This is a genomic window from Massilia sp. PAMC28688 (assembly GCF_019443445.1).
Lineage (GTDB): Bacteria > Pseudomonadota > Gammaproteobacteria > Burkholderiales > Burkholderiaceae_D > Telluria_A.
Map to the genome: position 1 here is coordinate 2,551,945 of NZ_CP080378.1, position 25,925 is coordinate 2,577,869.

General features: G+C 65.1%; 18 protein-coding genes. 15 read left to right on the forward strand and 3 right to left on the reverse strand.

Annotated features, from left to right (window positions below; translation table 11 throughout):
- The first annotated feature begins 38 nt into the window (after window positions 1-38).
- Both KY495_RS11505 and KY495_RS11510 read left to right on the forward strand, forming a co-directional pair.
- A complete protein-coding gene (locus KY495_RS11505; RefSeq protein ID WP_219883764.1) occupies window positions 39-719 on the forward strand; it encodes an SCO family protein in 681 nt (226 codons plus the stop codon).
- The gene (locus tag KY495_RS11510; protein ID WP_219883766.1) at window positions 716-1,921 is read left to right on the forward strand and encodes a cytochrome-c peroxidase; all 1,206 of its coding nucleotides are present in this window, start codon (window positions 716-718) and stop codon (window positions 1,919-1,921) included. Before KY495_RS11505 ends, KY495_RS11510 begins: the two co-directional genes overlap by 4 nt.
- Here the strand turns inward: KY495_RS11510 and KY495_RS11515 are convergent.
- Complete coding sequence (locus KY495_RS11515) at window positions 1,918-7,560, reverse strand: YDG domain-containing protein (RefSeq protein ID WP_219883768.1); 5,643 nt, start codon at window positions 7,558-7,560, stop codon at window positions 1,918-1,920. The genes KY495_RS11510 and KY495_RS11515 overlap by 4 nt on opposite strands.
- Window positions 7,561-7,598: 38 nt before the next feature.
- Window positions 7,599-9,176 carry a ShlB/FhaC/HecB family hemolysin secretion/activation protein gene (locus KY495_RS11520; protein ID WP_219883770.1) on the reverse strand — a complete coding sequence of 526 codons (1,578 nt, stop codon included), beginning with the start codon at window positions 9,174-9,176 and terminating at the stop codon, window positions 7,599-7,601.
- Window positions 9,177-9,360: 184 nt separating this feature from the next.
- Between KY495_RS11520 and KY495_RS11525 the strand changes: the two genes are divergently transcribed.
- Window positions 9,361-9,897: an OmpA family protein gene (locus tag KY495_RS11525; protein ID WP_219883771.1), complete on the forward strand. Its 537-nt coding sequence runs from the start codon at window positions 9,361-9,363 to the stop codon at window positions 9,895-9,897.
- 20 nt (window positions 9,898-9,917) lie between these two features.
- Here the strand turns inward: KY495_RS11525 and KY495_RS11530 are convergent, their stop codons facing one another.
- Window positions 9,918-11,696, reverse strand: coding sequence for a serine/threonine-protein kinase (locus KY495_RS11530; protein ID WP_219883773.1), 1,779 nt, complete (start codon window positions 11,694-11,696; stop codon window positions 9,918-9,920).
- A gap of 500 nt (window positions 11,697-12,196) precedes the next feature.
- On the opposite strand from KY495_RS11530, the gene tssA reads away from it, so the two are divergent.
- The 12 genes from tssA (at window position 12,197) to KY495_RS11590 (ending at window position 25,825) form a co-directional block, all read left to right on the forward strand.
- Window positions 12,197-13,249: a type VI secretion system protein TssA gene (gene tssA / locus KY495_RS11535; protein WP_219883776.1), complete on the forward strand. Its 1,053-nt coding sequence runs from the start codon at window positions 12,197-12,199 to the stop codon at window positions 13,247-13,249.
- 95 nt (window positions 13,250-13,344) lie between these two features.
- Window positions 13,345-13,845 (forward strand): type VI secretion system contractile sheath small subunit, encoded by a 501-nt coding sequence (gene tssB, locus KY495_RS11540; protein ID WP_219883778.1) that lies wholly within the window; start codon window positions 13,345-13,347, stop codon window positions 13,843-13,845.
- Window positions 13,846-13,866: 21 nt separating this feature from the next.
- On the forward strand, window positions 13,867-15,354 hold the full coding sequence (gene tssC, locus KY495_RS11545; protein ID WP_219883780.1) for a type VI secretion system contractile sheath large subunit: 1,488 nt from the start codon (window positions 13,867-13,869) through the stop codon (window positions 15,352-15,354).
- Between the two features lie 106 nt (window positions 15,355-15,460).
- Window positions 15,461-15,952 (forward strand): type VI secretion system tube protein Hcp, encoded by a 492-nt coding sequence (locus KY495_RS11550; RefSeq protein WP_219883781.1) that lies wholly within the window; start codon window positions 15,461-15,463, stop codon window positions 15,950-15,952.
- Window positions 15,953-16,008: 56 nt separating this feature from the next.
- A complete protein-coding gene (locus KY495_RS11555) occupies window positions 16,009-16,848 on the forward strand; it encodes a type VI secretion system accessory protein TagJ (protein WP_219883783.1) in 840 nt (279 codons plus the stop codon).
- Window position 16,849: 1 nt separating this feature from the next.
- Window positions 16,850-17,362: a type VI secretion system baseplate subunit TssE gene (tssE, locus tag KY495_RS11560; protein ID WP_219883785.1), complete on the forward strand. Its 513-nt coding sequence runs from the start codon at window positions 16,850-16,852 to the stop codon at window positions 17,360-17,362.
- On the forward strand, window positions 17,359-19,233 hold the full coding sequence (gene tssF, locus KY495_RS11565) for a type VI secretion system baseplate subunit TssF (protein WP_219883787.1): 1,875 nt from the start codon (window positions 17,359-17,361) through the stop codon (window positions 19,231-19,233). Before tssE ends, tssF begins: the two co-directional genes overlap by 4 nt.
- Window positions 19,218-20,246: a type VI secretion system baseplate subunit TssG gene (tssG, locus tag KY495_RS11570; protein WP_219883789.1), complete on the forward strand. Its 1,029-nt coding sequence runs from the start codon at window positions 19,218-19,220 to the stop codon at window positions 20,244-20,246. Before tssF ends, tssG begins: the two co-directional genes overlap by 16 nt.
- Window positions 20,247-20,276: 30 nt before the next feature.
- On the forward strand, window positions 20,277-23,000 hold the full coding sequence (tssH, locus tag KY495_RS11575) for a type VI secretion system ATPase TssH (protein WP_219883790.1): 2,724 nt from the start codon (window positions 20,277-20,279) through the stop codon (window positions 22,998-23,000).
- A 254-nt stretch (window positions 23,001-23,254) separates the two neighbouring features.
- Window positions 23,255-24,019: a hypothetical protein gene (locus tag KY495_RS11580; RefSeq protein ID WP_219883791.1), complete on the forward strand. Its 765-nt coding sequence runs from the start codon at window positions 23,255-23,257 to the stop codon at window positions 24,017-24,019.
- Window positions 24,020-24,077: 58 nt separating this feature from the next.
- The gene (locus KY495_RS11585; protein ID WP_219883792.1) at window positions 24,078-24,986 is read left to right on the forward strand and encodes a hypothetical protein; all 909 of its coding nucleotides are present in this window, start codon (window positions 24,078-24,080) and stop codon (window positions 24,984-24,986) included.
- A gap of 26 nt (window positions 24,987-25,012) precedes the next feature.
- Window positions 25,013-25,825, forward strand: a complete 813-nt coding sequence (locus KY495_RS11590) for a hypothetical protein (protein WP_219883793.1) — start codon at window positions 25,013-25,015, stop codon at window positions 25,823-25,825.
- Window positions 25,826-25,925 lie beyond the last annotated feature (100 nt).

Genomic DNA, 25,925 nt, shown 5'->3' on the forward strand with positions numbered 1-25,925 from the left:
GGCGGCCGTCATGTCGGCGGCCACTGGAAGGGACCAAGATGACCGTGATCGACCTTGCGCGCCGCGCCACCTTGCTGGCGGCGCTGGCGCTGCCCGCCGTGGCCAGTGCCACGGCGTTGCCGCCGCTGGGCTTTGTGCCGCCGCCACCGGGCTCTTACCAGCTGCACCGCATCATGCAGGCGCCGGACGGCAATGTGCTCGACAGCGACGGTCGCGCCCATCGGCTCGCCCATTTCACGCGCGGCAAGATCACTGTGTTTTCCTTTATCTACACATACTGCACCGATGCCAGGGGCTGCCCGCTGGCGTATGAAACGCTGCACAGCCTCAAGAAGACCATTGAAGCGGACCGCAGCCTGCACGACAAGGTGCGCTTCGTGAGCATGAGTTTTGATCCCCGCAACGATACGCCCGACATCATGCGCCGCTATGGCGACAGCGAACTGCGCGACCGGCGCGGCCTGCGCTGGCACTTCCTGACCACCCGGTCCGGCGCCGAACTGGCGCCCATGCTGGACGGCTTCGGGCAGGATGTGAGCGTTGCCGCCGACCAGCCGGACGGCGCCCGGGTGCCGGTGCTGCAGCACATGCTCAAGGTGTATCTGCTTGACAGCAGGGGGAGCGTGCGTGAAATCTACAGTACGTCCTTCCTCCATCCCACGATTTTGCTGGGCGATATCAGGACGCTGCTGCGCGAGCGGCCTGCCGCGCGCCGATGAAAGCGCTGCTGCCCGTTTGCCTGGTGGTGCAGCTGGCGCTGCTGGGCGCCTGCCAGCCACCGCCGGCGATCATGCCTGGCCCGGCGCTGGGCTTGCCAGCGCTGCCGCCGGCCCCGCGCGGCGCCGATACCGCGGCCGCGGTGGAACTGGGCCGCAAGCTGTTCATGGACCGGCGGCTGTCGCACAACAACACCATGTCCTGTGCCATGTGCCACATCCCGGAGCAAGGCTTTACGGCCACGCAACTGGGCACGGCGCTGGGTCTGGAAGGACGCACGCTGCGGCGCAATGCGCCCACCCTGCTCAACGTGGCCTATGTGCAGCCGCTGTTTCATGATGGACGCGCCGAGTCCCTGCACCTGCAAGCCTGGGATCCGCTGCTCAATCCCATCGAGATGGGCAATCCCGATTCCTCCGGGCTGATCGACAAGCTGCGCCGGATGCCGGACTACGACGGCCTGTTCGAGGCTGCCTTCGACGGGGCGCAGGCGGACCGCCGCACGGTCGGGCTGGCCCTGGCCAGTTACCAGCGCACACTGGTGGCGGGCAATTCCCGCTTTGACCGCTGGCATTACGGCAAGCAGGCCCATGCCCTCACGCCGCAGGAGCAGGCCGGCTTCAAGATCTTTACCGGCAAGGGGCGTTGCGTGGCCTGCCATGCGATCGGGAAGCAGCACGCTCTGTTTACCGACGGGCGCTTCCACAATACCGGGGTCGGCCTCGGCCCGCGCGCGGGCAGCCACCGGGTACGCCTGGCCGCCGGTATCGACATTGAGGTGACGGCGCAGTCGCTGGCCAGTGTCAGCGAGCCGCTGCAGGCGGACCTGGGGCGCTACGAAGTCACGCGCCTGCCGGCCCACCGCTACGCCTACCGCACTCCTGGCCTGCGCAACGTGGCGCTGACGGCGCCCTATATGCACGACGGTTCACTGGCCTCGCTGGAAGACGTGGTGGCGTTCTACCAGCGCGGCGGGATAGACAATCCGGCGCGCGACCCGCTGCTGCGGCCCTTGCAGCTCGGTGAGCAGGAAAAAGCCGACCTGAGCGCCTTTCTGCGCAGTCTGACCGGTGACAAGATCGACGCCCTGGCCGCTGCCGCGAGAAGGGGAAGTGGCGGCCATCCGCTACCGCCGGATACAACCGCAACGGCCAGGCGCGGCGAACACGATTCCCCTGCCGGGCGCAAGGCGATGGGCCCCTAGTTGGTACGCATCTCAAACAGGAAGTCGCCGCCCGGCTGGTGTCCTGCTGCCGACACGGAGCCATACTTCGGGGTTTGAGGGAAGTCCTTTTTCACGCGCGACTGCACTTCCGTAAAGATCTTGCTGCCGGGCTTCCAGTCGGCGATGGTGCCCACCACCTGCATCAGGTGCCACGCAAAGATGGAGTGGCCTCCCTTGCCTTCGTCAGCCACCGGCTCGTCGCCGCCCGAGGAGAGCACCACCACCGAACGCTTGGCCAGCACTTCCTCGACCTTCACATCCTGGCCGACGGCGTCCATGCCTTCGCGCGCGAACCCGCCCGAGTAGCAGCTGTCGGAAATGAGCGACATCTGGCGCGAACGGATGCCCGTCAGGAGCTGGGCAATGTCGCTGTTCGATACCCAGCTGGCCGGTTCGTTGACATTGGCGTCCGCCGCCAGCCAGTAGCCCGCGCCATTTTTTTCCAGCGAATAGCCGTGGCCGGCGTAGTAGATGACGACACTGTCGGACGGATCGACCCGGGTCGACAGCGCGTTCAGGGTGCGGATGATGTCGGCCTTGACGGGATTGCGCACGACCGTCACTTCGTAGCCGAGCTTGTCGGCGAGCTGGCGCGCGACTGCATCGACGTCGGGAATCGCGTTTTCCAGTTTGGGGATTTGCTTGTCCGTGTAGTCGTTAATCCCGAACAGCACGGCAATCTTGCGTTCGATCTGGGGCACACTGGCCATCTTCGGGCGCGTGCTTTTCACATCGGCCTGGGTGTGCGCCTTGGCCTGGTGGATTTCGTCGAGCTGGGCGCGGGTAATCAGGCAGGCTCCGGAACTGGCTTCGACAATGGTGGTGCACGGCTGAACATCGGCCAGCCTGGGGTCGATGTCGAGCTTGTAGATGGCGTCGGCAAACAGCTTTTTCTTGAAATCCTTGCGCCGGTCAATCAGGTGCGCCAGCTCATTGTGGTTCATCGCGCCGATGGCGACGGGGCTGAAGCTGTTTGCCGCCACGGCTGCGCTTGATGTGGTGATCGCCACCGCCACCTGCGGCGCGCCGGTGCCAAGGCCCGTCACGGCGCCGCTGACAGCTGCCGCCTGCTGGGGCGCGAGCGCCACCGGCAGTGCCGCCTGCACCGCCTGCTGCGAAGCCTGGGCGCTGCTGCCGGCGGCCGTCTCGGGCAAGCCCGCTGCAAGCCCGTCGAACCGGATCTGCAAGGCGCTGGCGTTGGCCGGGTGCTGGGCAAACACGTAGTTCGCCGCGACCAGGCCACTGCCCTCGATCGCGTAGCTGCCTGGCGCCGAGGACGCTGTGGCCGGGCTGGTCCACGCCAGGGTACCGCTGGCCGCGCCGGCCAGTTGGTCGCTTCCCTTCCAGCCCGTGACGGTGCCGGTGAAGCCGCCCGGGGTGGTGCCGGCGCTGCGCTCGGCCGGGGTGGCCTGGTAGAGCAGGGTGGCAGGCGTGATGGTGCCCACGTTGCCACGCGCGCTGGCGCTGACCAGGGTGGACGCATTGCTCAGGATGACGTTGCCGACCCGGTAGTTCGCTGCATCCGCGCCGCCAATGTCAAAACTGCCGCTCACGCTGACCTGCTTTTGCTGTCCCACGTTGGCCGAGTCGAAGCTGCCCGCGCTGGGGCCGGCCACGGTGACGCGGTCGCCGGCGACCAGGCCGCCGAGCAGGAACTGGCCGGGCGCCAGCGTGGCGTCGGTCGTCGCGTCATACTCCTTGCTGACGCTGCCGGTGAGGCCGATCTCCAGCGGCCGGTGCATCACGTCGCCGCTGGTGGCAGCCGGCATGGACAGTACGTAGTTGGCCGCGTCCGCCCCGGTCAGGGTACCGCCGCTCACCGTCACGTTCTTGGACAGGCCCGCATCCCTGGTGTCGAACTGGCCGCTTACGCCTTCGAGCGCCAGCAGGTCGCCGGCCAGCGCATCTGCCAGCGACGCCGAGAGCGCGGCATCGCGGCTGCCGTCATATACCCTGGCAGCGACGCTCAGGTTGACGCCGACCGCGCGCGGTGTGATGTCGGCATGGGTGGTGGCCGGGCTGGCCAGCGTGTAGTTGCCCGCGTCGGCCCCGCTCAGGGTGGCGCCCGCAATCGTCACGGTCTTGGCACTGCCGGCGTGTTTGGTGTCGAACAGGCCGGTCGCGCCGCTGAAGCTGACCATATCCCCGCCAAGCACGCCCGACAGGGACCCTGTCAGCGTGGCGGCGCGGGTGGCATCGTAGACCTTGTTGGCCGCCGTGACGGTGGCGCTGACCGGCCTGGGCGTGATGGTGCCGACATTGCCGCTGGCGCTGGCGGTGACGAGGTTGGATGAGGCGCCAAGATAAACGTCACCGATGCGGTAGTTCGATGCCTGTGCGCCGTCGATGGTGAAGGTGCCGGTGGCCGTGACCTGCTTGAACTGCCCGGCATGGCGCGAGTCGAAACTGCCCTGGGCCGGGCCGGTAACGGAGAGGCTTTCCCCGGCCAGTACGCCGTCAAGGCGGAACTGGCCGGCGCCCACGCTGGCGAGCAGTGTGGCGTCATACTCCTTGCGCACTTCGCCGGCAATGGCGATGGCCAGCGGCCGGTGGGTAATGTCGGCGTTGACCACGAGCGAGGGCGCGAGCGCGTAATTGCCTGCATCGGCGCCGGCCAGCGTGCCGGTGATCGTGACGGGCCTTGCCGCGCCCACGTCCTTGCTGTCGAACAGGCCGGTGGCGCCATCGAGCCATACCGTGTCGCCGCCCAGGACATCGGCCAGCGCGCCCGACAGCGCCGCGCTGCGGCTGCCGTCATAGACCTTGTTTGCCGCGCTCAGGCCGTTCGCGCCCATCGGCCGCGGCGTAATGTCGGCCTGCATGGCGGCGGCGCCGGTGAGCGTGTAGTTGGCGGCATCGGCGCCGGTCAGGGTGGCGCTGGAAAATGTCACGGTCTTGCCAAGCCCCACGTGCTTGCTGTCGAACAGGCCGCTGGCGCTGCCCAAAGCCACGCTGTCGCCGTCGATCATGCCGGACAGCGAACCGGACAGCGAGGCGGTGCGGGTGGCGTCGTACGTCTTGTTGGCCGCCACCAGCTGGGCACTGAGGGCTTTGCGGGTGATGTCGGCAACATATGATTGCGTCACCCCGAACACGGGCAGGTCGATGGCGGTCACCACGGCGAAGGCCGGGCTATCGTAGTCATACACGATGGCCTTGTCGACGCCGGCGTTCTTGTCCTGGAAGCTGGTCTCCATCACGACATTGCCGTGGTCAGGACTGAGCACAAGCCCTTCGGGCAAACCGCTTTGCCCGACCCACCGCGAGAACGATGCGGCGCTGGTGCCGTCATACTCGCGCGAAGCATCGACCCTGACCTGAGCGTGGACCGCATCGGCCATCAGCACGCCATGCTGGCCGATACCCGAGCGCAGCGGGGTGGCGTCGACGCCCGCGCCCACCTGCACGTAGGTGTAGCCGAGCTGCTCCAGGGCGCTGGCGGGGAAGGCCGTCTGGCCGGCAGCCAGGCGCATGACCCAGTAGCCATTGGGCGTGGCCAGCATGCTGCCGGTCGATGTCAGGCTGCCGGTGGACATGTCGAGCGCGCCACCTTCGGCGCCGGCTGAAATCGTGCTGTTGTTGAGCGCGAAACTGGTGGGCGCCAGTACATTGACATAGTCGGTGGCGTCCAGGCTGGCGGCATTCAGTGCCACTGCAGCGGCGCTGATCGAGATCATGCTGAGGCCTTCCGACGAATCGGCGCGCACCACCGCATTGTCAAGCCGGACGCTGTCGGCCTCGAAGGCGATGTCGCCGCCATCAACCGTGCTCGCGCCCGACAGGTCGACGCTGCCGGCGGTCATGGCAAGCATGCCGCCTGCCGTATTGAGGGTGCTGCCGGCGATCGTGATGTGCTGGGCGCTGCCATATTCGCCGGCCCCGCCGCCCAGCAGCAGGTAGCCGCCGCGCGTGATGAAGCGCGCACCCTCGCGCAGATTGATGCCGCCGGCGCCGTCGCCATCGCTGTCGGCGGTCAGGCTGACCCGGATGGCGGAGGTGTCAACCGTCATTCCGGCGCCCGCATTGACGGTGATGTCATTGTGCGCTTCCAGGTTCAGCGAGGCCCCGGAGTCCGCCCTGAAGCTCCCCTGGCTGATGTTGGCCACTTCCGATCCCAGCACAATATTGCCCGATTGGACTCCGCTGCCATGCCCGCCGGCCCGCAGCGTCACGCCCGCGCCGCGTGCCAGCGCATACGAGAGCGCCTCGGTAGCGATGAAGGGTGCCGGGTCGCTGTTCCCGCTCCCGTTGCTGCGGGCCGTGATGCCGCCGGCGCCAAGCAGCCAGCTGCCTGGCCGGCCGCCGCCGCGCGTGACATCGACCAGGGGATTGCCCTCGAGGACGAGGCCGGAGGTTTCGATCACGCCACCGTCACCGGTCTCCAGGCCGCCCCTGGCTTCGAGGGTGCCGAAGACGCGCGTGCTGCCGCCGGACCATACGACGATCGTGCCGCCATTGCCGTTCATGTCGGTGGCGCTGGCGCTGATGCTGGCCGATGGCGCAATGTAGGTGTTGAGCGCGTGGTGGATGGCGGCGTCGGCACCGCCGGCGCTGCCGCCCACCAGCACTTCGCCCCCGGTCCAGCCGTTGGCGCTGATCCCAGCCGTACTGTCGATGTTTACCTGCTGTCCCAGGAGATGGACGGAGCCGCCAATGTCACCGCTGTTGTCCGCGCTCACCGTTCCCGCCACCGTGGTGGTGCCGTCGCGCGAGTCGACCAGCAGCCTGCCGCCCAGGTAGGTGGTCGAATTGACGCTGGTCTGGCTGCCCGCTCCCAGCCCGATGTCGCCACTGGCCCGGATCACGATGCGCCCGACATTGTCGTAGTCCATGCTGTCGGCACGCACAATGCCATCCTGGTTGACGCTGGCGCCATGCAGGTCAATGCTGCCCCCTTCCGGGGCCAGCAGCGAGCCCAGGTTCACCGTCGTGTTTTCCGGCGCGCTGACCCGCACCGTGACATTCGGCGCGCCCGAGTCGACCAGCTCAATGCTCTTGCCGGCAGCCAGCACGATCTTGCCCGTCTCGCTCTCGATGGCGCCTTCGTTGCGCACCGCGTCGCCAAGCAGCCAGAGGCGCCCGCCAAAGCTGGTCGTGATGGTGCCCCGGTTGAGCACCTGGCCCGCGGAGGACCCGCTGGTGGCAAACGAAAAGCGGTTGTTGATGAAGTCTTCGTTGGCAATGCCCAGCGTCGATGCCACCATGGCGCCCACATCGACCCGGGCGCTGCTGCCGAACAGCACGCCGTGCGGATTGACCAGCCACACTTCGCCATTCGAGGTCAGGCTGCCCAGGATGCTGGAGGGATCATTGCCGACCACGCGGTTGAGCACCTTGCTCGATGCGCTTTCCTGCTCGAAGCGCACGCCATTGTTGGCGCCGATCGAAAAGCTTTCCCAGTTCAGCACTGCGTTGGGCGAATTGGTGATGGTCAGCTGCGATCCATCGATCACCGCCGGCGCCGTGCCGCTGACGACCTGCAGGCCGGTGGGCAGTTGCGCCCACGCGGGCGCCGCGGCGCCACCGAAGGCGGCAATGAGCGAGGCCACCAGCGCACGGCGCGCATGGCGGGTGCGGCGTGGCGACGAGTGGGGACGGTGTTGGCTTGGCAATTTCATGGCGGGATCCTCGGGGATCGATGGCAAAGTGGCGGGACTTAAAACACCAGGTTGAGCGCGGCGTGGGCGCGGATGTCGCCGGGTTCGGAAGTGGGGCCGCGCTTCATGGCACGCCCGATATCGAGGCTGGCGCTGGCCAGCTTTTGCGCGCTCAGGCGCACGCCCACGCCGGTTCCGGTCAGCTCGCAGGTGCGCTGCAGGCCGCTGCACGGCATGTCGCCATGGTTCCTGACCAGGCCATGGTCGAGAAACAGGTAAGGGCGCAGGCGCACACCCTGTTGCCACTCGCGGGCAGGCACGGCGAGTTCGAGGCGCAGCAGCAGGCCGGCGTCGCCGGCCAGTTCCCGCTCGGCGTAGCCGCGTACGCTGTTGGCGCCGCCGATGCCGAATTTTTCAGCCGAGATCAGCGGATCGGCGCTCATTTGCGCTTCCGCGCGCAGGTTGATGCCGCTCCCGGCGCCAAGCGGCCTGTCGACAAACCCGGACAGGCGCGAGAGCAGGTAGCGCCGCTGCGCGCCCGGCCGGGCCGCCTCGAAGGTTGCCTGCGAACTGCCGGCGATGTTGCTGGCCAGCGAAGCGTTATAGCCGTAGTTGAGGGCGGCGCCCCCTTGCTGGCCGGTGTACGACAGCGTCAGCGGCACTGTCGTCACGTCCACCGCGGCCGAGCCGCAGGCGGCGGCGCCAAAGTCGCCGATGGAGCAGTCATCCTTGTAGGCGCGCCAGTCCAGCCCGAGCGTGACGTGGTGGTCGTAATCGCCGCGCCGTTCCAGGTGGCGATTGGCGCGCAGGCCGACGATGGTGCCCTTGCCGGTAAACGACAGCGGGCCGGCGGGGGTAGCGGTCTTGCCGTTGCTGACGGTGGAATAGGCGACAAAGGCGTCGAACGAGGCAGCCAGGGCGTACAGCGGCACGCGGTAGCCGGCACTGAGAATTTGCACCCGGTTGGGGTAACCGGGCGAGGTTTGCAGCTGCAGCGTGCCCACGTGGTCGCGGTCAAACAGATTGGCATGCTCGACGCCGATGCTGACCCGGTGCCGTCCCGTCATCGCGGTGCCGGTATTGTTGTAGCCAAAAAGGTACTGCACCGGGCGCGAATCGGCCACGTCCACCTGGGCATCGATGGTGCCCGCTTCCTTGCCCGCTGCCAGGCTCACATTGACGTGCTTGGCCGGGTTGTTGTTGGTCAGCTGGATGTCGCGGTTGATCGCCCGCACGCTTGGGGTGCTGCCTTCGCGCAGATGCGGCAGCCCGGCGCGGATATTGGCAGTGGCAAAGTGCTTGTTGCCGGTCACCCGCACCACGGCGATCTTGCCCTCGACCACGCGCACCACGATCTGGCCATTGGTCGCTTCCTGGGGCGGCACATAGGCCACCACGCCGCCATAACCGGCGTCGCGATAGGCATTCTGGATGCGCGCGGCCAGTGCCTTCAGTTCACTCAGGGGAGGTTGCTGGGATACTGCCGAGGTCAGCTCGGCCAGGGTCTGCGGGGCCAGCAGGGTATTGCCTTCAACGCGCACGCTGGTGGCGCCGCCCTGGCCCGATGCGCTGCCCGCGAGCAGCAGAAGGGAGGGGCAGGCGAACAGCAAAACCCAGTTGCAAAAGCGCGCGGTCATGGACTTTCCTTTGGTATCGTCGTATAGCAGTGATCGGCAATATACGTCGGGACCACTTGGGAAATTGTTATATTTAGTCTAACAGGATGTGTTAATGTATGCCAAATTTTAATCGAAGATCATGACCAAACCAGCAACACTCTGGGGCGGTTGTCGTTAACAATCGAGCCATAAGGAAGAGAACATGAAGATCCCATCACTGCTGGCAGCGTGCATCCTGGCCGCCGCCCTGCCTGCACAGGGCCAGGAAACCCCGGTGATCGGCGAAGGACAGGCCGAAATGGGCGTGCTGGTCGATGCGCTGGCGCCCAAGGCGCCGGTGCGCACCCGCGGCATCGGTCTGGCGCGCGACAAGGCAGCTGCCAAGCCTGCCGCCCCGGCCAAGGTATCGCTCCTGATTACCTTCGAGCCCAATTCGGCGGCGCTGACAGCGAGCTCGCGCCAGTCGCTCGAAGTGGTCGGCCAGGCGCTGGCGTCGGAGAAGCTCTCGCCGTTCCGCTTTGCCATTGAAGGCCATGCCGACCCGCGCGGACTGGCGGCCAACAACCTGAAGCTGTCGCAGCTGCGCGCCGAATCGGTCCGCGCTTACCTCGTCAACACCATGCAGATCGATGGCGCGCGCCTGGACGCGATCGGCAAGGGCGACCGCGAGCTGATGAACAAGGCAGTGCCGGAAGCGCCGGAAAACCGCCGCGTCACCATCGTCAACCTGTCGCGCTGACAGGCGCCGGCGCCTGCTAGTCAGGGCACGACTTCCCTGATTGAAAACGCGGCGGCGCCGTAAGTGCCGGCGCACGGCGTGCCGGCGCAGTCGGCAACGCCGGCCAGCAGGGGCGTGGCGCCGCGGTGCGTGCGCTGCAGCTCGGCGATGCGCGCTACCGGAAAGCTGGAAAACGGCGCCCCTGCTGCCAGGCCGGACGGCCCGAAGTCGCGCGGCGTGTCCGACACCATCACCACAAAATGATCGATGCCTGCCGGGCCATACGCCATGATCGGCCAGGCCGGGCGCGGCAGGCTGATGGTCTGGCCGGCGCCGATGCGGTTGGCCTTGTCCCTGGCGTTGGGGAACAGCATGACCGGGTCCTTGCTGTCGGTGCCGACCATGAGCACATACACATGGCCGGCATGCGTCGAATGGATGGAAAACTTGATGTAATCCTTTTCAATCCGCACCCGGCTGTTGGCCAGGTCCACCGTGACCTTGCGTTCGGGTTCTGCTTCGGCCAGGATGGCGTCCAGGGCCGCAACGGAATCAAACGGGGCCGGTTCGGCAGCGGTGTCGGCGGCCGCGGGCGCTGCCGCCGTGACAGGGGCAGCGGGGGTAGCGAGGGCGGCAGGGTCGGTCCCTGCGGCCGCCACGGCCGGTGCCGGTGCAGTGGCGATACCCTCTGACGGCCCGCCCGGCGCATCGCCGCGGCCCAGCAGAAAGGCCGCCAGGCCCGCCAGGGCCAGGCCTGCCAGGCCAAGTCCCGCCACCATCATCGTGCGTTGCGGCTTCGCGCTCACCGGCGCCGCCGGTGTGGCCGGGGCGGCCGGCATGGCCGGCGGCGCCATGTGGGTACGCTCCCCCGCTTCCAGTCCAAGCAAGCTTCTGAAGGCTGCCACGCTTTGCGGCCGGTCGGCCGGCTTGAAGGCGAGCGCGCCATCGATCGCCTCCAGGAAGCCGCTGCTGAAGCGATCGGCATGGCGGCTGGCCAGCGGCACGTAGGGATCGGTCATCATGCGGCTCATGGCAGGCGGCGGGGGATTGCCGTCAATTACAAAGTGAACCACCGAGGCCAGCGCGTACAGGTCGGTCCACGGGCCCTGGCCCATGCCGGGCATTTCCGCATACTGCTCGATCGGCGCGTAGTTCTGCTTGAGGATGACGGTAAAGGCGTTGTTGCTGTCGCCTACCGCGCGCCGCGCCGCGCCGAAATCGAGCAGCAGCGGGCGCCCCTCTTCGAGCATCAGGATGTTGTCGGGCGCGATATCGCGATGGTAGCAGCGGCTGGCATGGAGCTGTTCGAGTGCATCGAGCAGCGGGGCCAGCAGGGCCTTGAGCCAGGCTTCGTCCGGCGGCGCCGCGCGCGCCAGCAGCGCCTGTTTGAGTGTGGGGCCGCGGTAATAGGGCATGACCATGTAGGCCGTGCCATTGTCTTCCCAGAAGCGGTACACCTTGACCAGCGAAGGGTGATCAAACTGGGCCAGCAGCTTGGCTTCATTGATGAAGCTGCGCCGGCCCGCCTCCAGGCTGTCGGCATGCTGCGACGACAGGACGCTGACGTGGGCGCCAATACCGCGCCGCGCGAACGACGGCATGTATTCCTTGAGCGCGACCTGGCGTTCGAGCGAACTGTCGTACGCGAGGTAGACAATGCCGAAGCCGCCGATGCCCAGCACGCCCGTGATTTCAAATTCGCCCACGCGGGTGCCGTTTGGCAGCACGCTGTCATTGCCGCCCGCTGCCGCTGGCGGCACGGGCACGGAAGCACCCTGGCCAGTGGCCAGGATGGTGCGGTCATCTTCTGCAGCACTCATGAATGGATGGGAATTGGGCCGCGCAATCGAACCGGCTCGGCGCCGGTGAACCCGCCGCGGACACCGGGCCGGCGCGAGGCTGGCATGCCGCGCCGGTCTGCCAGTTGAGGCAACAAACGCTGGCAAGGTATACCAAAAAAACTACTTTGTACAGCTTGCCAGACAATGGCAGGACCTGGTTCCGGGCACTGCGGCTGTCACACGGGCAAGTGTTGTTTGACAAGGTTTCCCGAGCTTTCCATGGCTAAACTCGCAAGAAATATCCATGGCGGGAATCGTAAAAAGTCAATACAAATCTTTGCATTGAGACCAAAAATTTCGCGTGCTTTTTTGGTTTGTTCTCAATTATAGTGGCCAGCGTGTTAAAGATCTTCTCTTAACATGATTTGAAAAGCTATGGCGCACGATGCTTCGTGGGCCCGGCCCTGCCTGAACAATCAGGCAAGCTGCCGACTGGAACTGGTGGTGTTTTTTATATGCGGTTCGCCGCGGGAGTGTGAATGAGCGTGATCGACATTGACGCCTTGTTGCTGGAAATTGACCCGGCAGCACCTTGTGGCCCCAATCTCGAATACGATCCGGTCTTTGTCGCGCTGGAGCAGGAATCGCTCGGCAAGCCGGAAGTGCAGTACGGCGACACCATTACGCCGGCCGTGCCCCCTGACTGGAAGGTGGTGCGGCGCATGGCCACCGAATTGCTCGAGCGCAGCCGCGACCTGCGCCTGGCGGTGCACCTGCTGCGCGCCAACCTGGCCCTGTCCGGCATGCCGGGCTTTGCCGACAGCATCGCCCTGATCGAGCGCCTGCTCGAAGAGCGCTGGGACAGCATCCATCCCCAGCTCGATCCTGACGACGACCTTGACCCCACCCTGCGCATCAATTCGCTGGCCATTCTTGCCGACACCGGCACGCTGCTGCGCGAACTCAAGGATGCCACCCTGGTGGTATTGCCCGGCCTTGGGCCGCTGAGCATCAAGATGCTGGAAGTGGCTAATGGCGAAGTGCCGCCGGCGGCCGGGCAGGAAAAGCTGGCCATCGGTTCCATCGAGCGCGCCGCCGCCGACGTGGCGCCCGAACAGATGGCCGCAGCGGTCGATGCGCTGGCGCGGGCGCTCGCTGCCACCGTCAACATTGAAGTCATCCTGGTGCGCCAGGTTGGCAGTTCGCAGGCGCTCAACCTCGACAGCCTCACCCGTCCCCTGCGCAAGGGGCACGAATTCCTGGTGCGCTCGCAGCAGGGAGGAGATGCCGGTGGCGGCGGCGAGGCGGCAGAGGGCGAGCCGGCCGGCGCCGACGGCGGCGCGCGCGCGGCCCGCACCGCCATCAGCGGCGACATCGCCAGCCGCGACGACGTGGTGCGCATGCTCGACAAGCTGGTGCAGTACTACAGCCGGCACGAGCCATCGAGCCCGATTCCGATCCTGCTCGAGCGCGCCAAGCGCCTCGTCCCCATGAATTTCTTCGAGATCATGGAAGACCTGGCGCCGGAAGGCATGGCGCAGCTGGCCGTCATCCGCGGACCGGATGGTTCGGCGCCGGCCGACGAGTATTAAGCAGCAACCGCAACGACGCACGCCGTCGCCAAGCATTCGCCAGGCAGTATCGGGCAATACGACATTCATGTTGTTCAATCGTGGGGGTATCAATCGTGGGTAAAGAGAGTAGCCAGAAGTTCATCGCGCGCAACCGTGCGCCGCGCGTGCAGATCGAGTACGACGTCGAAGTCTATGGCGCCGAAAAGAAAATCCAGTTGCCATTCGTGATGGGCGTGATGGCCGACCTGAGCGGCCAGCCGGCCGATCCGCTGGCCCCTGTCGCCGAGCGCAAGTTTCTGGAAATCGATGTCGACAATTTCGACGAGCGCCTGAAGGCCATGAAGCCGCGCGTGGCGGTACAGGTGCCCAACACGCTCACCGGCGAAGGCAATATGTCGGTCGAGATGACGTTTGAAAACATGGATGACTTCACCCCGGCCGCCATTGCGCGCAAGGTCGCACCCCTGGCCAAGCTGCTCGAAGCGCGCGGCCAGCTGGCCAACCTGATGACCTACATGGACGGCAAGACCGGCGCCGAAGACCTGATCGCCAAGCTGCTGGCCGAGCCGGCCCTGATGCAGGCGCTCACCTCCGCCCCCAAGCCACAAGAATAATCTGACTGCTGGAGAATAACGATGGCTGAACTACAAGCACAAACTGAACAAACGGGCGGCACGCTCGAGATGAGCGATTTCGGCAGCCTGCTGCAGAAAGAATTCAAGCCGCAGTCGGACAAGGCCAAGGAATCGGTCGAAAACGCCGTGCGCACCCTGGCCGAGCAGGCCCTGCAGGGCAGCAACCTCATTTCCGGCGACGTGCTGGGCACGATTGAAAGCCTGATTGCCGCCCTTGACCGCAAGCTGAGCGAACAGATCAACCTGATCTTGCACACGCCCGAGTTCCAGTCGGTGGAAGGGGCCTGGCGCGGCCTGCACCACCTGGTCAGCAATACCGAGACCGATGAAACGCTCAAGATCCGCGTGATGAACATCTCCAAGAACGAACTGGGCAAGACGCTCAAGAAGTTCAAGGGCACGGCCTGGGACCAGAGCCCGATCTTCAAGAAGATGTACGAGGAAGAGTTTGGCCAGTTCGGCGGCGAGCCTTTTGGCGCCATCGTGGCCGACTACTATTTCGACAACAGCGCACCGGACGTGGAACTGCTGACCGGGATGGCAAAGGTGGCGGCCGCCGCTCACGCGCCGTTCATTTCGGCCGCCGCGCCATCGGTCATGCTGATGGAATCGTGGCAGGAGCTGGCCAATCCGCGCGACCTGACCAAGATTTTCCAGACCCCGGAACACGCCGCCTGGCGCTCGTTCCGCGAGTCCGAGGATTCGCGCTATGTGGGCCTGGCCATGCCGCGCTTCCTGGCGCGCCAGCCGTACGGCGCCAAGACCGACCCGGTGGAGGAATTCGATTTCGAGGAAGATACCTCGGCCGCCCAGAGCAAGAACTACACCTGGGCCAATGCGGCCTACGCCATGGCCGTCAACATCAACCGCTCGTTCAAGGAATACGGCTGGTGCTCGCGCATTCGCGGCATCGAGTCCGGCGGCGCGGTGGAAGGCTTGCCGGTGCATTCCTTCCCGACCGATGACGGCGGCGTCGACATGCAGTGCCCGACCGAGATCGCCATCTCCGACCGGCGCGAAGCGGAACTGGCGGCCAATGGCTTCATGCCGCTGGTGCACAAGAAAAATACCGACTTTGCCGCCTTCATCGGCGCCCAGTCGCTGCACAAGCCGGCCGAATACGATGACCCGGATGCGACGGCCAACGCCAACCTGGCGGCCCGCCTGCCTTACCTGTTCTCGACCTGCCGCTTTGCCCACTACCTCAAGTGCATCGTGCGCGACAAGATCGGCTCGTTCAAGGAACGCGACGAGATGCAGCGCTGGCTGACCAACTGGATCACCCAGTACGTCGACGGCGATCCGGTCAATTCGAGCGAAAACACCAAGGCGCGCAAGCCGCTGGCCGCCGCCGAAGTGGTGTTGGAGGAAGTCGAAGGCAATCCAGGGTATTACAGCTCCAAGTTTTACCTGCGTCCCCACTACCAGCTCGAAGGCCTGACCGTGTCGCTGCGCCTGGTGTCGAAGCTGCCTTCGGCAAAGGGCTGATCGGGGCCGGCATCGCTGTCTGTAGCAAAGTCAGGGCAGGTACATCCGTGCCTGCCCATTTTATCCACATCCGCCGGCATCGTTCCGGCACACTAGGGGAAATACAATGGCATTAGATATGTTCATCAATATGGGCGCCAACATCGTCGGCGAATCGGCTGACAAGGTGCAAGGTCCAAAGGGCGACATCGACGTCCTGGCCTGGAGCTGGGGCATGTCGCAGTCCGGCACCACCCACATGGGCAGCGGCGGCGGCGCCGGCAAGGCCAACTTCCAGGACCTGTCGTTCACCAAGTACATCGACGCGTCCAGCAATGCCTTGATGATCTCGCTGGCCAAGGGCACCCACATCCCGAAAGTGGTGCTGCTGGCGCGCAAGGCCGGTGAAGGCCAGAAGACCTACCTCAGCATCGAGATGGAAGACGTCATGGTCACGTCGCTCTCGACCGGCGGCAGCGGCGGTGAAGACCGCCTGACGGAAAACGTCACGCTCAACTTCGCCAAGGTGAAGTTTGCCTACGCACCGCAGTCGAAGACCGGCGCCAAGGGCGGCGACAAGGAATTCGTCTGGGACATCGCAGGCAACGCAGAGAAGTAATCAGGTAAAGCCGGGCGGCGCGCCTGCGCCGTCCAATCACACTGGCCGGGACGCTCATGACTGCACAACAATTTATCCGCGAAGGCAAGCTGGCCGAGGCACTGGCCGCACTGCAGGACATGGTGCGCAAGGATGCGGCCAACGCCAGGCACCGCGTGTTCCTGTTCCAGTTGCTGTGCGTGATGGGACAGTGGAAACGCGCCCTCACGCAGCTCAATGTGGCGGGCGAACTCGATCCGGCCACCTTGCCCATGGTGCAAACCTACCGCGAAGCGATCCAGTGCGAAGCGCTGCGCGGCGAAATTTTCAAGGCGGCGCATGCGCCCCTCATTTTTGGCGCCCCGCCGGCCTGGATGGCGCTCCTGCTCGAAGCAATCAAGGCCGACGCCGCGGGCGACCTGGCGCGTGCCGACGATGCCCGGGCCCGGGCATTCGATGCCGCCCCCGCCTGCGCCGGCAGCATCGATGGCCAGCGCTTCAACTGGCTGGCAGACGCCGACCAGCGCCTCGGACCGGTAATGGAAGCGGTGATCAATGGCCGCTACTTCTGGATTCCCATGCAGCGCATCAGCCGCATAGCGTTCGACCCTCCGAGCGACCTGCGCGACACGGTCTGGATGCCGGCCTCGTTCACCTGGACCAATGGCGCGCAAACGGTGGGCCTGGTGCCGACCCGCTATGTCGACACCCTCTCCAGCGGCGACGATGCGCTGTTGCTGGCGCGCCGTACCGAATGGATCGAAGACGGGGAACTGGCCGGGCACGGGATGGGCCAGCGCATGCTGGTCACCGACGCCGGCGAATATGCCCTGATGGACGTGCGCGTGATCGAATTTGACGTGCGCGAGGAAGACGACGCCGGCGGCGCCGTTGACGCAGACGCGGCGGCGCGCTGACATGGCAGAACTTGCGCCACGCGAACGCTTGCAGCCGTCCCTGCTCGACCGCCTGACCGACGAGGAGCCGGGCAGCACGGTCGAGCCGCGCGAACGGCGCGTGCTGTCGCTGCGCACCCTGCGCGAAGGGGTGCTGCGCGACCTGGCGTGGCTGCTCAATACCACCAATTTGCTGTCGGTCACGAGCACGCCCCGCTTGCCCTACCTGGCAACGTCGGTCATCAACTACGGCGTGCCCGGGCTGGCCGGCAATGCGGTGTCCAACCTTGACATCGGCGCGCTGGAGCGGGGGATCCGCCAGGCGATCTGGGATTTCGAGCCGCGCCTGATCCGCAACACCGTCACCGTCAAGGCGATTTCCGCCGCCGGCGCCAGCCAGAACAAGCTCGATTTCGAGATTGAAGCGGACCTGTGGGCCCAGCCCTATCCGGAGCGCCTGTACCTCAAGACCGAACTTGACCTCGAACGCGGCGCGGTGCTGCTGTCCGAGACGGGCGGCAGGGGCATGAAATGAACCCGCGCTTCCTGCGGTATTACAGCCAGGAGCTGCAGCACCTGCGCGAAGGGGGCGGCGAGTTCGCCCAGGAATTTCCCAAGATTGCAGGCCGCCTGGGGCTGGACAGCTTTGAATGCGCCGATCCCTACGTCGAGCGCCTGCTGGAAGGCTTCAGCTTCATGGCCGCCCGGGTGCAGATGAAGATCGATGGCGAGTTCCCGCGCTTCACCCAGCACCTGTCGGAACTGGTGTATCCCCACCTGCTGGCGCCCACGCCGTCCATGACCGTGGTGCAGCTGCAGCCTGACCTGTCCAACCCGGCCCTGCTGCCCGGTTACGAGGTGGCGCGCGGCAGCGCCCTGCGCAGCGTGCTGGGCAAGGGCGACAATACGGCCTGCGAATTTCGCACCGCGCACGCGGTCACGCTGTGGCCGATCGAGATCGCCGAAGCGAAGTTCTTCACCCACGGCGGCGCCCAGGCCGGCCTGAATGTCCAGCTGCCGCCGGCGGTCAAGGCAGGCGTGCGGCTGCGCCTGAAAAGCACCGGCGCCGCCTTCAAGGATCTGCCGCTCGACAAGCTGCAGCTGCACGTGCGCGGGGCTGACGAAATGCCGGTGCGCATCTACGAAGCCCTGCTCGGCAGCGTGGCAGGGGTGCTGGTCGCGCCGGTGGCGCGCCCGGCCTCCTGGCACCGCCTGCTGCCCAAGAGCGCGCTGCGCCCGCTCGGCTTTGCCGACACCGAGTCGCTGCTCCCGAGCGGCAAGCGCACGTTCCGGGGTTACCGGCTGCTGCAGGAATACTTCGCCTTCCCACAGCGCTATCAGTTCCTGGAGCTGGCCGGGCTGCGCGACGCGCTGCGCCAGTGCGCCGAGCGCGAGATCGAGATCACGATCCTGCTCGGACGCGCCGATGCCCAGCTTGAGAAGTCGCTGGACGCTTCCAATTTTGCCCTGCACTGCACCCCGGCGATCAACCTGTTCCAGCGCCGCACCGACCGCATCAATGTCAGCGGCGAACAGCTTGAATACCATGTGCTGGTGGACCGCACGCGCCCGATGGATTACGAAGTGTTCCAGGTCGAATCCGTCACTGCCTACGGGGCCGGCCCCAATTCGGAGCAGGCCTTCCAGCCTTTTTACACGGCCAAGGATATCGGCACCCTGCACCAGGCCCGGGCCTTTTTCCAGATCCGGCGCGAGGCGCGCCAGGTGTCGCAGCGCCAGCGCCGCGACGGTCCCCGTTCGAGCTATATCGGCAGCGAAGCCTATATCGCCATTGTCGATGCGGCCGAAGCGCCCTACAGCGCCGACCTGCGCCAGCTGGGCCTGACCGTGTCCTGCACCAACCGCGACCTGCCGCTGTCCATGGCTGTTGGCGTGGGCAAGACCGATTTCATCCTCGACGATGGCGCCCCGGTCACGGCCGTGCGCTGCCTGTCGGGCCCCAGCCAGCCGCACCCGTCGTTTGCCGAGGGCAGCATGGCCTGGCGCCTGCTCAACCAGCTCTCGCTCAATTACCTGTCGCTGCTCGACACCGATCCGCAGCAGGGCGCGGTGGCCCTGCGCGAAATGCTGGCCCTGTACTGCCATCCGGCGGACATGAATGCCCAGCGCCAGGTGGAAGGGGTGCGCTCCATCAGTTCCAGGGCGATCACCCGCCGCATGCCGTCGCCCGGACCGATCACGGTCGGACGCGGCATTGAAATTACGGTGACACTTGACGATGCGGCATTTGAAGGCACCGGCGCCTTTGTGCTGGGCGCCGTGCTGAGCGAATTCTTTGCCCAGTACGTGTCGATCAATTCGTTTACCGAAACCGTGGTGCGCACCATCGGACGCGGCGAAATCATGCGCTGGCCATCGAAAGTGGGCGTATGCGCGACCCTGTAGAACTGGATTTTTTGCTGGAAGCGAAGGCGGCGCGCATGGATTTTTACCAGGTGCTGCGCCTGCTGGAAAACGCGCGCCCCGACCTGCCGCGCATCGGCACCTCGCTGCGCCCGCGTGATGACGCGGTGCGCTTCGGCCAGGATCCCGCGCTCGTATTCCACCCCACCATGCTGGCACACTTCACGCGTGCCAGCGGTGACGCCAAGGCGCGACTGGCGGTCAATTTTTTTGGCCTGCTTGGGGCCAACGGGCCAATGCCGGTGCATATCACCGAGTATGTGCGCGACCGCCTGCGCCACGGCGGCGACGCCACCATGCTCGCCTTTCTGGACGTGTTCCACCACCGCATGCTGGCGCTGTTCTACCGCGCCCGCGCCGTGGCCGAGCCCGTGATCAGCCTGGACCGCGCCGACGGCGACCGCTTTTCCACCTTTGTCGGCAGCATGTTTGGCATTGGCGCACCGGCGCTGCGCGAACGCGACGCCATTGGCGACTTCGCCAAGCTGCATTTTGCCGGACTGCTGGCCAACAAGGCGCGGCCGGCGGCGGGCCTGGTCACGATCCTGAGCGAGTATTTCAAGCTGCCGGTCCAGGTCGAGCAATTTTGCGGCCACTGGATGCGCATGCCGGCCGAAATCCAGAGCCGCCTGGGCGCGCATGAAAACGGCAATCGCCTGGGCACTTCACTGATCATGGGCCGCAGCGTGTGGGACTGCCAGCACAAGTTCCGCATCGTGATCGGGCCGCTCGACTACGCCGACTACCAGCGCTTCATGCCGGGCGGCGAGAGCATGCAGCGCCTGCTCGCGTGGGTGAAGAATTACGTGGGCGTGACGCTCGACTGGGACGTGCGCCTGCTGCTGAAAAAAGAGCAGATGCCGCCACTGCGCCTGGGCGGCGCCACGCGCATGGGCTGGAGCACCTGGCTGGCAAGTGCCGCGCCGAAGCGCGATCTCGACCAGATGGTGATCAATCCGGTGCGCATTGAAGCGCAAGTGCATCAACAGATCTAGTACAAACCAAAAACCACAACAGGGGAAGTCATGGCTGACATCAGTCGCGTAGCATTGTTCGGGAAACTCAACAGCCTGTGTTACCGGGCCATCGAAAGCAGTACCGTGTTTTGCAAACTGCGCGGTAATCCCTACGTCGAGCTGGTGCACTGGATGCACCAGATCCTGCAACTGCAGGATTCGGACCTGGTGCGCATCATCCGCCACTACGAGATCGACGCCGCCGCCCTGGCGCGCGACCTGACGGCGGCGCTGGACCGCCTGCCGCGCGGCTCGACTTCCGTCACCGACCTGTCTTCGCAGCTGGAAGAGTCGGTCGAGCGGGCCTGGGTGTACGGCACCCTGATGTTTGGCGAATCGCAGATCCGCTCCGGGCATCTGATCGTCGGCATGCTCAAGACCACCGGCCTGCGCAACGCGCTGTACGGCATGTCGAAGCAGTTCGAGCGGGTCAAGCTGGAGCACCTGACCGACAATTTCGGCAAGCTGCTGGGCGAGTCGCCCGAAGCGAAGCTGACGGCGACCAATGGCTTCAGCGGTAGCGCCGCGCCCGGGGAGGCGTCCGGCGCCATCGCCCCGGCGGCCATGGGCAAGCAGGAAGCGCTCAAGAAATTCACGGTCGACCTGACCGAGCAGGCCAGAAGCGGCAAGATGGACCCGATCGTCGGGCGCGACGATGAAATCCGCCAGATGGTCGACATCCTGATGCGCCGGCGCCAGAACAACCCGATCATGATCGGCGAAGCAGGCGTGGGCAAGACCGCCGTGGTGGAAGGCTTTGCCCAGCGCATTGCGCGCGGCGACGTGCCGCCCAGCCTGAAGGAAGTGCAGCTGCTCACGCTGGACGTGGGCCTGCTGCAGGCCGGCGCCAGCATGAAGGGCGAATTCGAGCAGCGCCTGCGCTCGGTGATCGATGAAGTGCAGGCCAGCGCCACGCCCATCATCCTGTTCATTGACGAGACCCATACCCTGGTGGGGGCGGGCGGGGCAGCCGGCACCGGCGACGCGGCCAATCTGCTGAAGCCGGCGCTGGCGCGCGGCACCCTGCGCACCATTGGCGCGACCACCTTTGCCGAGTACAAGAAGCACATTGAAAAGGATCCGGCCCTCACGCGCCGCTTCCAGAGCATCCAGGTGGACGAGCCGAGCGAAGAGCGCGCGATCCTCATGATACGCGGCGTAGCGTCGACCATGGAACAGCATCACAAAGTGCAAATCCTGGATGAAGCGCTGGAAGCGGCGGTGCGCCTGTCGCACCGCTACATCCCGGCGCGCCAGCTGCCCGACAAATCGGTCAGCCTGATCGACACCGCCTGCGCGCGCGTGGCGGTGAGCCTGCATGCCACGCCGGCCGAGGTGGACGACAGCCGCAAGCGCATTGAAGCTTTGGAAGTGGAGCTGGCCATCATTGGCCGTGAAGGCGCCATTGGTATCGAGACCGGCAAGCGCGCCGCCGACGCGAACGAGATGCTCGGCGTCGAACGTGCGCGCCTGGCATCGCTGGAGGCGCGCTGGAACGATGAGCGCACCCTGGTTGACCAGCTGCTGGCGCTGCGCGCGCAGCTGCGCGATGGCGCCCAGCCGGTGGAGGGCACGGGCAGCAAGCTGGAAGCTGCCGCCGGCGGCGAGGCGCCTGCGACGGCCATGACCGTCGAGCAGCGCGCCGAGCTGATGGAGCAGCTCAACGACGTGCAGGCCAAACTGGCCGAGCTGCAGGGAGAAAACCCGCTGATCCTGCCGACCGTCGACTTCCAGGCGGTCGCTGCAGTAGTGGGCGACTGGACCGGCATTCCGGTGGGCCGCATGGCCAGGAACGAGATGGAGACCATTCTCAATATCGCGTCCTCGCTGGCCAAGCGCGTCATCGGCCAGGACCACGCGATGGAGATGATCGCCAAGCGCATCCAGACCTCGCGCGCCGGGCTGGATAACCCGAGCAAGCCGATTGGCGTGTTCATGCTGGCCGGTACTTCCGGCGTGGGCAAGACCGAGACTGCGCTGGCCCTGGCCGAGGCGCTGTACGGTGGCGAGCAGAATCTGATCACCATCAACATGAGCGAATACCAGGAAGCGCATACGGTATCGACCCTCAAGGGCGCGCCACCGGGCTACGTGGGCTACGGCGAAGGCGGCGTGCTGACCGAAGCGGTGCGCCGCAAGCCGTATTCGGTGGTGCTGCTCGACGAAGTGGAAAAGGCGCACCCGGACGTGCACGAGATGTTCTTCCAGGTATTCGACAAGGGCTTCATGGAAGATGGGGAAGGGCGCTTCATCGACTTCAAGAACACGCTCATCATCCTCACCACCAATGCCGGTACCGACCTGATTGCAGGCCTGTGCAAAGACCCGGACCTGATGCCCGAGCCTGACGACATGGCCAAGGCCCTGCGCGCGCCCCTGCTCAAGGTGTTCCCGCCGGCCCTGCTGGGGCGGCTGGTGACGATTCCCTACTACCCCCTGTCGGACGAGATGCTGGGCCAGATCGTCAAGCTGCAGCTCAACCGCATCAAGAAGCGGGTCGAGGCACGCTACAAGATTCCGTTCACCTACAGCGAGGACGTGGTCAAGCTGGTGGTGTCGCGCTGCACTGAAAGTGAATCGGGCGGACGGATGATTGACGCCATCCTGACCAATACGATGCTGCCGGATATTTCCAAAGAGTTCTTGACGCGCATGATGCGCGGAGAGTCGGTCGAGCAAGTGAACGTGGGCGTGGCCGGTTCGGCGTTTGATTACGGGTTCGGCGCGAATTGATCCCGACACCCATGCCAGCGGCGGGCTGGTTCAGGAGCCGCTGATCGCCGTGGCGAGTGCGAACTGGCCAAGGAGATCATCCATGTGAGCTAGCCAAGGCGCAGGTGCGTGCCCTGGCCGCCATCGCCCTTGCCTGCCGGGCGCGGCTGGCATGCAGCGGCAGCCAGGGCCTGGTGGAACCCGGATACGTGAAAATTTGTACGCTAGCGCTGCCAACGAGGCGCTAGCGTGGGAAATATGCAAAAGGATCAGCTATGACATGCACGCTCGTGCTCACAGAATCGCAACAAAAATGGTTTGCCAGCCATAAGATTGCCTGGACCATCGTCGACGGGGGAAAGGATGACATCGTCCCCGAGAATTCTGCTCATCAAAACCTGGTCGCCCTGCTGGCGAACATGGCCGACTACGGCAAACGGACCTGGCAGTACGAGCCAGGGAACACGACTCACGCCACCAATACGTTGAAGGGCCTGCACAAGGTCACCGACTGCGGCTCACTGGCCGACATGTTCCAGCAGATGGCGATCAACCTGGGGTACACGAACGCCAAGACCTGGCATATCAAGCCCGACAATGAAAAGGACCGGATCGTCACTGAGCCCGGCCTGGTGTGCTTTACCGGCCAGGTTGGCGATCCCGGTATTGAAGGGCGCTGGTGCTTTGGCGACCACTGGGTGGTCCAGTGCGATGCCAAATGCTACGACCCCACCTTCAACGAGACCTTCAGTGCCGCGCCGCTGCCGCCGTACTTCGGTTATTGGGCCAAATATGTCTGGGATCAAAGCGTGTTCGGCACCCACTACTTCGACTGTGATGGCGGTCCCAAGATTTACACCGCCTTCATCCCCGGCACGCCCAGTCGCGCCGCCCGGCCCGCCATCAAGGGACGTGCCGGCTTTTGCGGGATCGGCCGCCGCGCCGCGCAGCCGGCCCAGGCTGCTGTTCAGGCAACTGCGGGCAAGTTCTACTACACGTTCAACAAGACTGACAAGAACGGCAAGGAATTGCTCTCCTGACGGGCAGTCCGGTAACAAGCAAGCATACATGCCCCGCTGCGCGGGTTAGGAGAATGGAATGGAAGTAAAAACCGCCGCCGGGTCACCGATTGCCCTGATGACCCTTGACCGCACCATGGGCGGTGGCAAGCAGCAGCATAAGATTCGGTGGGTGGCGCTGCCGAACTGCCCGGACGGCTACATCATCCAGCGCATCACGCGCGACACCAAGATCACGCGCGGCAAGGTGCTGAGGGACAACCATGGCAATCCCAACGGGAAGTTTTCCTGGGAAAGAACGGAAGTCGTGCGCGCTGATTATTACGAACTGTGGGAAATTTGGAAGGGCAATGTATTTCCGGCCAAGTCGTCCGCCACCGGCGGCGGCATGTATCACTCGCATGATGGTCTCCAGTCGCGGGCCTGGTTTGGCGATCGCTATATCGACCCGGACAGGGCGGCCACGCGCGCCCGCAGCAGTGCCGTTCTGGCAGCGCCGGCATCGCGCGCGGTCGGCGTGGCGCCGGCAGCGCTGGTGCCGGCTGCAGCGGCGCTGCCGGCCGATGTGTACCACGATATCTTTTCCGACTCCGTGCCTGCCTGCACGCAGGGCAGCGTTGTCAAGGGCAGCAACAAGATCCTTGGCAAGGTCTACTTCATCCCGCGCGATTCGGCGCTGGCCGCCGGCTTCCTGTCCAAGTACCTGTCCGAAGGACGCCGCAATCTGACCTGGTCCAATACCTTTACCGGCGGCATCCTGCTGCAGTTCGACGCGAGCGCGATTGCCGAGCCGGATGCGCGCTTCCTGCAAATTACCCGGTATGAAGCAATTGCATTCAATGGCTCGTACAGCAAGAAGAGTATTGCCGACCGTGGCTATCCGGGCATCATGCGCAAGAAAGGTCAGGGCGTCGTCAACGCCCACAATGCCAATGTGATCTACGGACCGGGGACGGCAGTCGGCCCTGCGGGCCAGGCCGAGGTTTAAAGGTTTTTATCCGAGAAGGAATTACTATGATCACTTTGCCTGAACATGTTCTCGAAAGCACCGTGGAGCCCGAAGGACAGACCTGGGACGGACACGACAGCGTAACCGGTCACCCCAACAAGGAAACGGCGATGCCCTGGTCCGAGCACCAGCGGATCGTGTGCGCTGCCGTGCATTTGCTGCAGGGTGAACCGCCTGGCAACGCAGACGTGAAGAAAATATTCAGGGAATTGAAAAGCGCCTACGTCGATCCGGTAGGCCGCTCGGTGGTCCGGGTCTCGAAAGGTATTCACCAGCCGACCGTGGACCCGCATTTGCAGCTGCGCACGATCACGGATTGGGGTGGCGGGAACATCAGTTATCACAAATTCCATCTCAACGTGAGTGCGGTGGCAGTGCCGGCAACGGACAATCTGGACGATGACCGGTTCCAATGGACGCCGGTCCAGTTCACCTTCCTGCATACGAATAACCAGACCTATGCGTGGCCGGCCCTGGCGGTACCTGTCGAGAAAAAGGGCGACCTGAAGCGCCGCTTGAGCATCAGCGATGCTGACCTGAAAAAGCATGTTGCTCTTCAACTTGCCTTGCAAAGAGCCGCAGAGAAGGCAAAGCTCGACAAGGAGTTCAATGAGGCGGTGGACGTTTTCCACAAGGCCCATGGTGGGAAAAAAGGCCGTGTCGCCCATGCCAACCCCGACAAGGATGGCGTTTTCCCCAAGGCTAACTTCCAGGGCGGGACCAATGCCCGCGTCATCATTGACAACAGGCCCCAGTACGTCCATTACGACCCGGTCAAAAAGGCGGTGCTCATTGGCATGAAGCCGAAAAACCTGTGACGGCTGACTCCCGCTCATCCGGAAGCAGCAGGGAGCCGGGATGCCATTTGGCAGGCAATCGGCCATGGGCAGGCGGCTGCAGAATGTGACCCCGGCCATT

What these genes read in the sequence shown, in the direction of transcription:
- KY495_RS11505 (WP_219883764.1), top strand. Translation starts at nt 39, where the DNA reads ATGACCGTGATCGACCTTGCGCGCCGCGCCACCTTGCTGGCGGCGCTG.
- KY495_RS11510 (WP_219883766.1), top strand. Translation starts at nt 716, where the DNA reads ATGAAAGCGCTGCTGCCCGTTTGCCTGGTGGTGCAGCTGGCGCTGCTG.
- KY495_RS11515 (WP_219883768.1), bottom strand. Translation starts at nt 7,560, where the DNA reads ATGAAATTGCCAAGCCAACACCGTCCCCACTCGTCGCCACGCCGCACC.
- KY495_RS11520 (WP_219883770.1), bottom strand. Translation starts at nt 9,176, where the DNA reads ATGACCGCGCGCTTTTGCAACTGGGTTTTGCTGTTCGCCTGCCCCTCC.
- KY495_RS11525 (WP_219883771.1), top strand. Translation starts at nt 9,361, where the DNA reads ATGAAGATCCCATCACTGCTGGCAGCGTGCATCCTGGCCGCCGCCCTG.
- KY495_RS11530 (WP_219883773.1), bottom strand. Translation starts at nt 11,696, where the DNA reads ATGAGTGCTGCAGAAGATGACCGCACCATCCTGGCCACTGGCCAGGGT.
- tssA (WP_219883776.1), top strand. Translation starts at nt 12,197, where the DNA reads ATGAGCGTGATCGACATTGACGCCTTGTTGCTGGAAATTGACCCGGCA.
- tssC (WP_219883780.1), top strand. Translation starts at nt 13,867, where the DNA reads ATGGCTGAACTACAAGCACAAACTGAACAAACGGGCGGCACGCTCGAG.
- KY495_RS11550 (WP_219883781.1), top strand. Translation starts at nt 15,461, where the DNA reads ATGGCATTAGATATGTTCATCAATATGGGCGCCAACATCGTCGGCGAA.
- KY495_RS11555 (WP_219883783.1), top strand. Translation starts at nt 16,009, where the DNA reads ATGACTGCACAACAATTTATCCGCGAAGGCAAGCTGGCCGAGGCACTG.
- tssE (WP_219883785.1), top strand. Translation starts at nt 16,850, where the DNA reads ATGGCAGAACTTGCGCCACGCGAACGCTTGCAGCCGTCCCTGCTCGAC.
- tssF (WP_219883787.1), top strand. Translation starts at nt 17,359, where the DNA reads ATGAACCCGCGCTTCCTGCGGTATTACAGCCAGGAGCTGCAGCACCTG.
- tssG (WP_219883789.1), top strand. Translation starts at nt 19,218, where the DNA reads ATGCGCGACCCTGTAGAACTGGATTTTTTGCTGGAAGCGAAGGCGGCG.
- tssH (WP_219883790.1), top strand. Translation starts at nt 20,277, where the DNA reads ATGGCTGACATCAGTCGCGTAGCATTGTTCGGGAAACTCAACAGCCTG.
- KY495_RS11580 (WP_219883791.1), top strand. Translation starts at nt 23,255, where the DNA reads ATGACATGCACGCTCGTGCTCACAGAATCGCAACAAAAATGGTTTGCC.
- KY495_RS11585 (WP_219883792.1), top strand. Translation starts at nt 24,078, where the DNA reads ATGGAAGTAAAAACCGCCGCCGGGTCACCGATTGCCCTGATGACCCTT.
- KY495_RS11590 (WP_219883793.1), top strand. Translation starts at nt 25,013, where the DNA reads ATGATCACTTTGCCTGAACATGTTCTCGAAAGCACCGTGGAGCCCGAA.